The sequence below is a fragment of the Haemophilus sp. HMSC061E01 genome (assembly GCF_001810345.1).
GTDB lineage: Bacteria > Pseudomonadota > Gammaproteobacteria > Enterobacterales > Pasteurellaceae > Haemophilus_D.
Genome location: NZ_KV800991.1, coordinates 1 through 388 on the forward strand (window position 1 = coordinate 1; position 388 = coordinate 388).

The 388-nt window shown below is 42.5% G+C and carries 2 tRNA genes; both read left to right on the forward strand.

The window, feature by feature from the left end:
- The first annotated feature begins 64 nt into the window (after window positions 1–64).
- Window positions 65–141 (forward strand) — tRNA-Ile (locus HMPREF2732_RS00105).
- 53 nt (window positions 142–194) lie between these two features.
- A tRNA-Ala gene (locus HMPREF2732_RS00110) sits at window positions 195–270 on the forward strand.
- Window positions 271–388: the final 118 nt, after the last annotated feature.

A 388-nucleotide genomic window follows, 5' to 3' on the forward strand; every position in this document is an offset into this window, starting at 1 on the left:
AAGTGTCCACACAGATTGATTGATATATTGTAGACAATATCGAGCAGAAAACCGTTATTCCCTTGGGTCTGTAGCTCAGGTGGTTAGAGCGCACCCCTGATAAGGGTGAGGTCGGTGGTTCAAGTCCACTCAGACCCACCACTCAAACTGAGTGAGTGATAAAGGTGAATAAGGTGATAAATAAACGATGACATGGGGATATAGCTCAGCTGGGAGAGCGCCTGCCTTGCACGCAGGAGGTCAGCGGTTCGATCCCGCTTATCTCCACCACTTATCATCGTTAAGTAAATTGACTGATTTAATGCTTAAAATGCTTTAATGAGTTTATTTAACGATGATAACTGAAAATGTTATTTCTGTTCTTTAACAACCAGGAAACAAGCTGAAA